This window comes from Capnocytophaga cynodegmi, assembly GCF_002302475.1.
Taxonomy (GTDB): Bacteria; Bacteroidota; Bacteroidia; order Flavobacteriales; family Flavobacteriaceae; genus Capnocytophaga; species Capnocytophaga cynodegmi.
This window is the reverse complement of the sequence record NZ_CP022378.1, coordinates 1,651,577-1,663,905: the sequence shown is the minus strand read 5'-3', so window position 1 is coordinate 1,663,905 and position 12,329 is coordinate 1,651,577. Positions and strand designations below refer to the sequence as shown.

General features: G+C 30.6%; 11 protein-coding genes. 4 read left to right on the top strand and 7 right to left on the bottom strand.

What is annotated here, in order from left to right; all coding sequences use genetic code 11:
• Positions 1-12: 12 nt before the first annotated feature.
• A complete protein-coding gene (locus CGC48_RS07495) occupies positions 13-690 on the bottom strand; it encodes a metal-dependent hydrolase (protein WP_098029087.1) in 678 nt (225 codons plus the stop codon).
• A gap of 78 nt (positions 691-768) precedes the next feature.
• The gene (locus CGC48_RS07490) at positions 769-1,668 is read right to left on the bottom strand and encodes a 1,4-dihydroxy-2-naphthoate polyprenyltransferase (RefSeq protein WP_098029086.1); all 900 of its coding nucleotides are present in this window, start codon (positions 1,666-1,668) and stop codon (positions 769-771) included.
• Positions 1,669-2,024: 356 nt separating this feature from the next.
• Between CGC48_RS07490 and accD the strand changes: the two genes are divergently transcribed.
• From accD to CGC48_RS07470, 4 genes are all read left to right on the top strand, one after another.
• Positions 2,025-2,879 (top strand): acetyl-CoA carboxylase, carboxyltransferase subunit beta, encoded by an 855-nt coding sequence (accD, locus tag CGC48_RS07485; RefSeq protein WP_018279419.1) that lies wholly within the window; start codon positions 2,025-2,027, stop codon positions 2,877-2,879.
• A gap of 10 nt (positions 2,880-2,889) precedes the next feature.
• Entirely contained in the window at positions 2,890-3,930 is a 1,041-nt protein-coding gene (locus CGC48_RS07480; RefSeq protein ID WP_098029085.1) for a diphosphomevalonate/mevalonate 3,5-bisphosphate decarboxylase family protein, read from the top strand.
• A 164-nt stretch (positions 3,931-4,094) separates the two neighbouring features.
• Positions 4,095-5,597, top strand: a complete 1,503-nt coding sequence (locus CGC48_RS07475) for a hypothetical protein (protein ID WP_098029084.1) — start codon at positions 4,095-4,097, stop codon at positions 5,595-5,597.
• Between the two features lie 235 nt (positions 5,598-5,832).
• Positions 5,833-6,783, top strand: coding sequence for a mevalonate kinase family protein (locus CGC48_RS07470; protein WP_095916861.1), 951 nt, complete (start codon positions 5,833-5,835; stop codon positions 6,781-6,783).
• 115 nt (positions 6,784-6,898) lie between these two features.
• Here CGC48_RS07470 and bioD read toward each other — a convergent pair whose 3' ends face one another.
• The 5 genes from bioD to CGC48_RS07445 all read right to left on the bottom strand — a co-directional run bounded on the left by bioD (position 6,899) and on the right by CGC48_RS07445 (position 12,134).
• Entirely contained in the window at positions 6,899-7,525 is a 627-nt protein-coding gene (gene bioD, locus CGC48_RS07465) for a dethiobiotin synthase (protein WP_098029083.1), read from the bottom strand.
• Positions 7,526-7,621: 96 nt separating this feature from the next.
• Positions 7,622-7,933: a membrane-binding protein gene (locus tag CGC48_RS07460; protein ID WP_098029794.1), complete on the bottom strand. Its 312-nt coding sequence runs from the start codon at positions 7,931-7,933 to the stop codon at positions 7,622-7,624.
• A gap of 318 nt (positions 7,934-8,251) precedes the next feature.
• Positions 8,252-9,436 carry an aminotransferase class I/II-fold pyridoxal phosphate-dependent enzyme gene (locus CGC48_RS07455; RefSeq protein WP_098029082.1) on the bottom strand — a complete coding sequence of 395 codons (1,185 nt, stop codon included), beginning with the start codon at positions 9,434-9,436 and terminating at the stop codon, positions 8,252-8,254.
• 16 nt (positions 9,437-9,452) lie between these two features.
• On the bottom strand, positions 9,453-10,835 hold the full coding sequence (tilS, locus tag CGC48_RS07450) for a tRNA lysidine(34) synthetase TilS (RefSeq protein WP_098029081.1): 1,383 nt from the start codon (positions 10,833-10,835) through the stop codon (positions 9,453-9,455).
• Positions 10,836-10,883: 48 nt separating this feature from the next.
• A complete protein-coding gene (locus CGC48_RS07445; RefSeq protein ID WP_098029080.1) occupies positions 10,884-12,134 on the bottom strand; it encodes an aspartate kinase in 1,251 nt (416 codons plus the stop codon).
• Positions 12,135-12,329: the final 195 nt, after the last annotated feature.

The following is a 12,329-nucleotide window of genomic DNA, read 5'->3' as shown; positions in this document are numbered from 1 at the left end:
TGTAGAAAACTGTTAAATGGTGATAGTTCTGCCTATTTCAAGCAATAACAATTCTTTGCCTTTGGCTCTGAAACTTCGTCTTGCTAATTCGTGGTCGAGCTTAATGTAACTGAATGTATCATAATTTACTCCCAACACTCTATTACACTTCACAAAATCGGAAGCCATAACAGCATCTTCTATATCCATTGTGAAGTTTCCTCCAATTGGTAACACTGCAAAATCTATCTTATGACGCACTGGAATAAGCTGCATATCAAAATGTAAGGCTGTATTCCCAGCTATGTAGATAGTTTTTTCAAATGTTTTCAAAATAAAACCTCCCGCACAGCCTCCTGCCTTTCCATCAGGAAATGTGGAAGAATGCAACGCTTGTACAAACTTCAAATACCCGAACGGAAACTCAAAAGAGCCACCCAAATTCATAGGATGACCATCAAAACCCAAATTGTAATAATGCTCAACTATTTCAAAATTTGAAATAATCTTTGCTTTGGTTCTCTTTGCAATAGCCTCAACATCCATTGTATGGTCTTGATGAGCATTGGTAAGTAAGATGTAATCAGCTTTTATCTGTTCAATATTAATATGTCTGGCGAAAGGATTTCCCGATATAAAAGGGTCCACCAACAGATTTGTATCCTCTGTTTTTATCCCAACGCAAGAATGTCCATAAAAAGTTATTTCCATAGTATTTTCAACATCAATGAGGTGTGAAATAAATGTATTTTTGAATGATTAGATATAAATAATTCTCAATTGGCGAAATTACAAAATTTGTGCAATGAAAAACAATATTGTTAAAAAAAAAGTACTAAAAGCTACAATTTTCAGTTCTTTATCCAAGTCTTTTAGGTTTTTATTTCGTTTAACAGAAAGCAAATGTACTATCAAAGGAAAAAAAGCTAATATGTAAATCAATTGCCAACGTACCTGAAAATTCAAAATCGAAAAAGCCAACATACACAGCATAGCCAAAACCACCAAATAATACTGATAATACTTAGCCAAATCAACTCCCATTTTCACCACAAGTGTATTTTTGCCTACTGCCTTATCATTCTCATAATCACGCATATTATTGAGATTCAGCACCGCTACACTAAGCAAACCAATTGCCACAGCAGGTAAAAATATTTTCCAATTTAATTGATGTACATACAAAAAATACGAGCCAAGTACACTTACCAAACCAAAGAAAATGAACACAAATACGTCTCCTAATCCTCTATAACCATAAGCCGATGTTCCTACCGTATATTTGATTGCCGCCGCGACACAAAATAACCCTAAAAAAAAGAAAATCAATACATACATAAGATTTTCTTTTCCGAAAGAAACATAAATAAGCACTATAGACGAAAGCACTGACAACAAAGCCGTTATCAGAACTGCAAGTTTCATTTGCTTCCGAGTTACCTTTCCACTTTGCAAAGCTCTTTCTGGACCAATCCGATTTGCATTATCCGTACCTTTCACCCCGTCGCCATAATCATTAGCAAAATTAGAAAGTACTTGGAAGAGAATCGTTGTTAAAAGTGCCAACAGGAAAACTTCCCATCGAAAATATCCTGCACGAAACGCCAAAGCACTCCCCATAACAATACCAGAAACAGACAGTGGCAAGGTTCGTAGACGAGCAGCCTTTACATATGTTAGTAATTTCATTTAGTTCTATTTAATGTTGAAAATTTTAAAAAGAAGCTTACATTACATAATAAAAACAAAATCAGCAATATAAATTTCACATTTTCAACACCGCAAAGTTAGAAAATATAACCAAATAAAAAAATCTACTTTTATTTCCAAAGAAAACAATCCACAAAATCTAACTCTTTTTAACACTCTGAAAAAACACATAATAATGATTAAGAATATATCTTTCCGAAAAAAATGTAAAAATCAAAGCAATAATATATTTTCAAGAAATTTAACAATACGTAGGAATTACTTTTCTCAAATTTTAATTCTGCTTTCAAATTCATTTTTTTTTTGTACTTTTGTCCAACAAATACAGAGAGATTATGTCTTGGTTTAAAAGAACAGCAAAAGGAATTCAAACTTCTACTGAAGAAAAAAAAGATATACCAAAAGGGCTATGGTACAAATCCCCAAGCGGAAGTATAGTTGACAATGAAGCTCTTGAAACAAACTACTTTGTAAGTCCAGAAGACGACTATCACGTCAGGATAGGAAGTAAGGAATACTTCCAAATCTTATTCGATAATAATGAATTTAAAGAACTTGATGCCAATTTATCCTCCAAAGACCCTTTGGAATTCGTTGATACAAAATCGTATGCAACACGTTTAAAAGAGGCTGAACAAAAAACAGGTTTAAAAGACGCTGTCCGCACTGCAGTTGGCAAGTCAAAAGGTGAGAAAATCGTAATTGCTTGTATGGATTTTGCTTTCATTGGCGGTTCGATGGGAAGTGTGGTAGGGGAGAAAATATCAAGAGCTATAGCTTATGCTATCAAACACAAATTGCCTTTCCTAATGATTTCAAAATCAGGAGGAGCCAGAATGATGGAAGCAGCACTTTCACTGATGCAAATGGCTAAAACCTCTGTAAAATTAGCCCAACTGGACGAGGCAAAGCTACCTTACATCTCACTTTGTACCGACCCTACTACTGGAGGAACAACAGCCTCATATGCAATGCTTGGCGACATTAACATTGCCGAACCAGGAGCGTTAATCGGATTTGCAGGACCTCGAGTGGTGAAAGATACCACAGGACAAGACTTACCAGAAGGTTTCCAAACAGCAGAATTTGTGTTGGAGCACGGTTTTTTGGACTTCATAGTAAATCGAAAACAACTGAAAGACAAAGTAAATTTATACATCGATTTGGTAATGAATCGCCCAATACGATAAAAAAGACTGAATGAGCAATAAAAATTTCATTTCTTGGAAAGCACCAAGCAATATTGCTTTGGTTAAATATTGGGGAAAACTTGAAGGGCAAATCCCTGCAAATCCCTCCGTTAGTTTTACACTAACAAATTGTTATACAGAAACTTCAGTTCGTTTTAAAAAATTGGAAACGCCTACTGATGATTTTCAATTTACTTTCTTTTTTGAAAAAGAACCAAAGCCGTCTTTCCACCCAAAAATAATTACTTTTTTCAATCGGATTTACGAATACTTGCCTTTTTTGAAGGACTATCATTTTGAAATATATTCAGAAAATTCCTTTCCGCATAGTAGCGGGATTGCCTCTTCAGCAAGTGCTATGGCAGCATTGTCGGTATGTTTGATGCAGATTGAAAAGCAATTAAACCCTAATATTTCAGAAAGCGATTTTTGGCAAAAAGCCTCATTTTTAGCACGTTTGGGATCAGGAAGTGCCTGTAGGAGCATACAAGGAAATATTGTGGTTTGGGGAGAACATAAGTCTATTCCGCAAAGTTCTGACCTTTATGGAATTCCATATCCTTTTGAAATTCACGATATTTTTAAAAATTATCAGGACACAATTTTGCTTATCGATAAAGGACAAAAGCAAGTGAGCAGCTCTGTAGGACACGACTTGATGCACAATCACCCTTTTGCTCAAAAACGCTTCGAACAAGCTCACGAAAATCTTAATAAATTAATTCCTGTTTTTAAAGATGGAGATTTAGATAAGTTCATCGAAATTGTTGAAAGTGAAGCCTTAACACTTCACGCAATGATGATGACCAGTCTTCCTTACTTCATACTAATGAAACCCAACACTTTAGAAGTTATTCAACGCATTTGGAAGTTCCGGCAAGAAACTAAAACTCCCGTTTGTTTCACTTTGGATGCTGGTGCCAACGTACACGTTTTATATCCAGATTCGTACAAAAACGAAGTTTTGCAATTTATTAAAGATGAATTGATTGCATTTTGTGAAAATAAGCAATTTATCTTAGACCAGCTATCTCAAGATCAATATTATTAAATTCTTGAATTACAAAGACATCCAACAAATTTTATATAATTAAATTTCAATGTATTGAAGTTAACATTGCACTTATTTTAGTTGATTGTTGTTTTTATTTACAAAGCTCTCTAAAGATTTAAGTACTTAACAAAAAGCACAAACTAACTCACATTATCAATAGGATGAATGAAATATCTTTAACTCCTTATAAAATAGTCCAAAACAAAGACTACCTCGAAGATAGTAAAATAGTCATCAAGGCTTCAAATTTTACAAATTTATCTTTTCAAGAGGGAAAGTTTACATTCATTTTTATAGGTTGTCTGTTTAAAAAATTAGAAATTGAAAATAGTGAAATAATAGATTTCGAAAAAATAAATATTCTATTTACTGATTGTTTTATTTATGAAATAAACATTAAAAACATTGTCACAACAAATCTTTCAATATCTTTCGGAAATTCAATTCTAAAAGGAAAAATAGAAAATGAAAATCTAAAGAATGTTAGTATAAACAATTGTTTTCCAAATCATTTATTATTCCTACTTAATTTAAAAAGTGTTACTATTTCCTACACAGAAGAAAATATCTTTCCAATTCGATGGAAAAAGTTGTTAAAATCTTCAAAAACAACCTTGGAAGACTTATTTACAAAAAAACGTTCATTTAACATTTACGATTGTAAGGAAATAACTTTTACATTTAACGAAAATAAAACTAACAAGGTAGGTATTTATAAAACACATTACAAAGAATTAAATAAAATTGGATATTACTTAAGTAAAGAAGAGAAGAAAAAAATTAATATTAGTTTAAGTATTAATTATTCCGCAGATAAGGAACATACATCTACTAAAATAATCAATGCTCTATTATCAACATTGTCCATAAGTGGATATTCAACAGGAAAATTGGCAATTGAAAATTGTAAAATAGACAATTGGTACATTTCAGAATTTTCAACACAATTAGGAGCTAATTTTTATAATATCAGACCTTTTCGAAAGGAGGTAGAAGAAAGAAAATTAGAGATAAAAAACTCGAATCTTGATAAAGTTTTGTTTAACAACATTGCATTTAATGATTATTCAATAATATCGTTTTACAGAAATAGGTTTGGACAAACCACTTTCACAGCCTGTGATTTCCCAAGTAAACTCAAAGAATTTGATAAAATAAAAACCATTGAGAATATTCATTGCCCAGATAAAAAAGATAAAAATTATTTCAAAATACGTTACGAAACTTTTTTACAATTAAAAAAGGTACTTGAAGCATCAGGAAATGTCTATGAAACACTAAAGCTTCAAGCAGTTTCAAACGAAGAACTTAAACGTATTGAGGATTTGTCCTTTTGGGATAAAGTAATATTATACATAAATAGTTTTTCAAACAATCACGGTTTGTCTATAAAAAGACCTTTTTTGGGGATATTTATCTCCTCAGCATTCTTTTATATTTTATATCTATGGAGCTTGGAAAGAATTTTTAACCATAATGATATTGATTTTAACCTAATAAGCTACTATTTTTCTTTCCTTGATATAACTCATAGGACAGACTTTTTAGTAAGCAAAGCTGAGCTAAATGGTTGGTCTGTGTTTATTGATTATCTTAATAAAATTGTTACTGGATTTTTTATATATCAATTCATTGCTGCTTTCAGGAAATATGGGAAAAAATAAAGTTCTTAATTTAGCTAAATCGAAGTCAACCTAAATTAGGTCGCTGTTTTTAAATTCTGTCATTTCTCAAATTTAGGAGAAAAAATACTAACAGGGTATTTTACTTAGCAATAAAAAAGTAGCAATTTCTATCATTTTCAGAAGAATATTTAATAATTTTACCTAACTTTGCATCCAGTTCCACTTATAACTATAAAAAGTGCTAGGATAGACACATTGAAAAATTTATAATTGAATGAAGAGACCTTTATTTTATTCAAAAATCTTACTCTTTGGGGAATATGGCATCATCAAGGATTCCAAAGGGTTGGCTATTCCGTATAATTTCTACAATGGAGCTTTAAAAATGCCTGACCAAATCGATGAAAGCAAACAGGCAGAAGCAAAAAAATCAAACCAAGCGTTAGCCCAGTTCACTATCCATCTGGAAAAATTATCCTCAGAAAATCCTGAAGTTGTTACTTTTGACATTGAACAACTAAAAAAAGACATCAGTAACGGAATGTACTTCGATAGTAGTATTCCGCAAGGTTATGGCGTTGGGAGTAGCGGAGCTTTGGTTGCTGCCATTTACGACCAATACGCTCACAATAAAATCACGGTTTTGGAGAATTTAACCCGAGAAAAACTTCTGCAACTGAAAAATATTTTCGGAAAAATGGAAAGCTTTTTCCACGGAACTTCCTCTGGTTTAGACCCTTTGAATAGCTACTTGAGTCTGCCAATTCTTATAAATTCCAAAGATAATATTGAACCTACAGGGATACCCTCCCAAACGATGAACGGCAAAGGAGCGGTTTTTTTGTTAGATAGTGGCGTTGTAGGCGAAACGGCACCAATGGTTCGTATTTTTATGGAAAATATGAAAAATGAAGCCTTTCAAAGTATGTTAAAAACACAATTCATCAAATATACGGACGCTTGTATTGATGATTTTCTGAAAGGAAATGTAAAATCCCTTTTCAAGAATGTGAAAAAACTTTCAAAAGTGGTTCTTAATAACTTTAAACCAATGATTCCTTCCGAATTTCACGCTCTTTGGAAAAAAGGTATCGATACTGGGGATTATTTCTTGAAACTTTGCGGCTCAGGAGGAGGCGGATATATGTTAGGATTTACCGAAGACATTGAAAAAGCTAAAAAAACTCTTGAAGGACATAAAATAGAAGTTGTATATCAGTTTTAATTTGACTTTATCTTCATATTTAATAATAAACCAAAAAATCCGAGAACTTTCTCGGATTTTTTCATTTATAATCATATATAATTAGTATATTATGAGAAATAAACAAGAAACAAGATTAAAAATCATTCAAATTTGATATATATTTCTCTGCATAGTATTTAATTACATTTTTATCGAAATAAGGTTCTTCATTTATATGCAAAAGAGATTTTAATCCTGTTTTTTCCAAGATAATACTTTCAGATGAAGGATTTTTTACTCCACTAAAAATAATTCCGAAGATAGAAAGTCCGCGTTGCTTTAAAGTTTCGTAAGTAAGTAATGTATGATTAATACTTCCTAAATAATGACGAGAAACTAAAATAATTTTGTCAGAAGGCAATATTAAATCAGCAATAGTATGCTTTACATTCAAAGGAACTAACAATCCTCCTGCTCCTTCAATTACCAGATGATTTTTAGTTTCAGGACGTTTTATTTTATCTAATTCTATTTCAATTCCATCTAACTCAGCTGACAAATGCGGACTTGCTGGTATATTTAATGCATATGAATTAGAATGAAAGACACTTTTTTCATTTGAAATCAATTTTTGAACTTTATTAGTATCTGAATTATCTAAATCTCCAGATTGAATAGGTTTCCAATAATCTGCTTGTAGCGCTTCTGTAATAATTGCCGAAACAATTGTTTTTCCTACTTCTGTAGAAATTCCTGTAATAAAAAAAGTATCTTTATTCATAATTTATGATATTAAAAAATAAAAAAGCTACCTCTTTTTTCTTCATTTATTCAACAAAGAAAAAAGAAATAGCATCATTAAAATAAAATTTTATTATTATTTCTTATCAGAAAATCCGTATTCTTTCCAAAGTGATTTTGAAACATCAATTTTCACTCTTTTTTTAGTTTCAACATACAAAGCTGATAATTTATCTAATGTATCTGAAAGTTCTTCTGTTTTTAGCTTTAATTGTGCTTTCAATTTTTCTTGTTCACTATTTAGCTTTTCTGCAAGGCTTTTTAATTCTTCCAATTTACTTATTGTTTCTTCTGTAACACCAGCAGGAAGACTTTCCTTATTGTTTCGCAATGCATCAACCATTATTTTAGTTTGCACTACTTTTTCTGAGTAAGATTTTGTAGCCATAATCAATTTATTTTTATTTTCTGCTTCAAATGTAAACAAATAATTTTTGAAAATCAAATTTTTATATATTTTTTAACTAATAAAAAATTTTTTAGACAGATAAAAGAGAAGTAAAAAATAAAAACAAATGAAAAATACAAAAACAATACTACAACAATCTATATATTTAAAAAAATGATATTATAAAAATAAATATATACATTATAATTTTAATTTATAACATATATATTTAAAATTTATATATCTAAATTTACTTTTCATACATCATAAAAATAAAAATCAATATTATTTTTTATAAAAGTAAGATTACTTATAATTTTAAAACGAAAAATTGAGTAATTCTTTTATTTCTTTTTCTGAATTAAAGCTATGCAAACAAATTCTCAATCGTTCTTGTCCTTTAGGAACTGTAGGAGAGAGAATTGGTATCACTCCAAAGCCTTTTTCTTGAAATTTTTGAGCTGTTTGTTTTACAAAATCATTTCCAGATAAAATCACTGCTTGTATAGAAGATTCTGACTCAATAAATGAATAATTTTTTAGTTTTTTTTCATATTTTACTTCCTTATCATCTATATCGGTATTCAAAATATTTTCTTTGTCTGATTTTTTTAGAATATCTCTGAAAAGAGATATATTTTGATGTAATTTTTTGATATTATTCGTAGTTTTAAGCTCTCTATAAGCTGCAATTATTGTTGCAACACTATGCGGAGACATTGCCGTAGTATAAATGAATGAACGAGCAAAATTTATCAAATATTTCTTCAGAATATCCTTCCCTAAAACAGAAGCTCCGTGACAACCCAATGCTTTTCCATAAGTAACAATTCGGGCAAATACTTTTTCTTCCAAACCTAATTGCTGAACCAATCCGCAACCTTGAAAACCAAAAACACCTAATGCGTGAGCTTCATCAACAACTAAAAAAGCATTATATTGTTCTGCCAATTTGGTCATTTGACGTAAATCAGGAGAATCTCCGTCCATTGAAAAAACAGATTCTGTAACTATGAAGATAGAATGTATTGTGCTGGAAAATTTCTTCAATAATTTTTCCAAATCTTCCAAGTTATTATGTTTAAACTTAAAAGATTGTGCTAAACTTAATGAAATTCCATCGCGAATAGAAGCGTGAATGTAATTATCATATAAAATTATATCTCCTCGTTGTGGAACACACGAAAAAAAACCTACATTAGCATCATATCCTGAATTAAAAAGCAATGCACTCTCCGAATTATGAAAAGTTTTTATCTCATTTTCAGCAATTTCAAAAAGTGGGAAATTTCCTGATATTAATCGAGAACCTGTTGCTCCGTGTTGTAATTTTGTAGTTGATAAAATATTTTTTACTTCATTTTGAATGTTAACTGAGGAAGAAAAACTAATATAATCATTGGAATAGAAATCAAACTCAAATTGATTATTTTTCAGAGTTCGTAAAGCATTATTTTCTGCTCTTTCATTCAGTTTTTTGATAATTTGAGGAGGAAAATTCATTTTTCAAGCATTAAATTCACAAAATTGATACTTTTAAGATGCGTTGTGTTTTGTTTGTAACTTTAAAACGATTATCTATTCGTTTGCCAATTACCCAAGCAATATTTTCTTGCGAACAAAGTAACCATTGTTGGTCTTTATCAAAAAGTGAATATTTTTCATCGATGTAAAACTTGCTAAGCTTCTTTTTTTGTTGCATTCCTATCGGATAGAAAAAATCGCCCTCTTTTTTATGCCGAAGCATCAATGGAAATTGCAATGTATCATAATCAAAGTATGCAACTTCATTATTTGCGTTTTTGAGTTGTTCTAAATCAAAAAAATGATTTATATCTCGCTTTAGGATAGTCATTTCCAGTGAAAGATAACTTCTCACATCAGAAATACTCAATTTTATAGTATCTTTTCTATCAAAATGATTTTCATTGATTAAAAAAATGATTCCTTCACCTTCTAACTCTTCATTTTTAGGAGATGTTTTCATCAAAACAAGATAATCACGACCACTAATGAGATGATGTGTAGGCGAAAATAGTTGTTTTCCACTTTCAGCATATAACATTTTCTTTAAATCTCGAATATTTCTGAAATTATATGGATAAAAAAGTTTGTGAAGCACAAAATCAATATCAGATACGTTTCTAAGAGGTTCAAGACGAATAATAGTTTGATATTCTCGTTCCTCAAAACATTGTTCTTTAATTTTTTGGATATTTTCTTCTATAAATCGTGATGATTGTGAAAGATAATGTTGCGTTTCTTTAAAATTTTCCAAAAAAGTGGGGTGAATTTCTTTCAGAACAGGAATAATTGTATGTCGAATCTTGTTTCTGACATATTTTTCAGTCTGATTGGAGCTATCTTCTCTCCAATGAATAGAATTTTGTTTTGCAAATTCTAAAATCTCTTCACGTGAAAAAAGAAGCATCGGACGAATAATTTTTCCATTTTTTTGCGGAATTCCTAATAGTCCATCAAGTCCGCTTCCTCTGGAAAGATTTATAATGAATGTTTCGAGATTATCATCAGCGTGATGCGCTGTAGCTATATAATCACACTGATTTTCAGAGGCTATTTCGTAAAACCAATCATATCGCAACCTTCGGGCAGATAGTTGCGTATTTAATTTACTTTCGGCAGAAAATTGTGACGTATCAAAACGCTTAACAATAGTTTTTACAGCTAAATTTTCGCCAAAATTTCTTACAAAAATCTCATCTTGGTCACTTTCTTCACCCCTTAACTGAAAATTACAATGTGCTAAAACAATATCATAATTTAACTGATAAAACAACGTTGCAAGTACCATACTATCCACTCCCCCACTGATAGCAACCAAAATTCTTTTGTCTTTAAGATTAAAATTCTGACAGATATGTTCTTCAAAACGTTCTTTCATCTGTTATCAACTTTAAAATTGAAATAGGTATTTATTTTTTAAATTCTGCTACAAAACTACTATCTGAACAGTATTTTGAAGGACTTGTTTTAATAAAACTTCCTTATTTTCCTGAATTTTTTGAACAGAAGCTTCATCAGCGTGACGAATTGTATACAAATCTACGTTTTCAAACACCGAAACTTTGAATTTTTCTTTCAATTTCTCCACCAAATCAGAAAGTGTATCGAATTTATTATCAACACAGACAGAAAAACTAATAGCTGAATTCTGAATCATACTAACTTTCATTTTAGCATCAGAAAGTAATTTGAAAATATAACTGATGTTATCTTCCACAATAAATGAAAAATCGAGCGACGAAAGTGAAATTACAACCTGTTCTTTCTTTAAAATGAAGCAAGGCACCTTAGGTTCAAGCTCTGCAACGTTGCAAACGGCAGTTCCCTGAGCTTGAGGGTTAATAAATGACTTTACAAACAACGGAATCTCTTTTTTTTGCAAAGGTTGCAATGTTTTGGGGTGAATTACAGAAGCTCCGTAAAAAGCAAGTTCAATGGCTTCTTTATATGGAATTTTATGCAATAATTCGGTTTTTTCGAAGTAACGAGGGTCTGCATTAAGTACACCAGGAACATCTTTCCAAATAGTTACACTTTCAGCATCTAAACAATAAGCAAAAATAGCTGCTGTATAATCCGAGCCTTCTCTTCCTAAGGTTGTAGTAAAAAAATTGGAATCACTCCCCAAAAAACCTTGCGTAATGTTCAAAAGTGATTTATTAACATTACTAACGATGTTCTTTTGTGTTTCTTCCCAATTAATTCCTGCATCGCGATAATTACTATCGGTTTTTATTAAGTTTCGCACATCGAGCCACGTATTTTTAACACCACAATCGTTCAAATACTGACTAACAATCGTAGTAGAGATTAATTCCCCAAAACTAACTACTTGATCATATACAAAACTATGTTTAGGAGATTTATTTCTTTCCAAAAAAGAAGTTAATTCGTTAAATAAGTTATCTATTTTTGAAAAAATCGAATGTTTTTCATCAGGGAACAATCCTTGAAGAATTTTATGATGGAATTCTTTAACAAAATCAATACTTTCTTTGATTTTTTCTTTTTCTTTGAAATAATTATGTACAACTACTTCCAAAGCATTTGTTGTTTTTCCCATTGCCGAAATTACAATCAACGTATTGGAATAACCAACCTTTTGCAATATGTTTGCTATATTTTTTACACCTTCAGCATCTTTTACAGATGCCCCACCAAACTTGAATATTTGCATAGAATGATTTTGTTTAAAATAAATGTTTTTATGAGATAATCAAGCTAATTTTATAGTGATTATAAACATTTTCAGTCAAGAAATACAATTTATGAATATGTAAAATCATTAAAAAGTCTTTCCTTAAAAGAAAATCAAAATCTTTTCATTTAAAAACTTGACATCTACAATCAAACAGAATGTTTCTTACTTCAG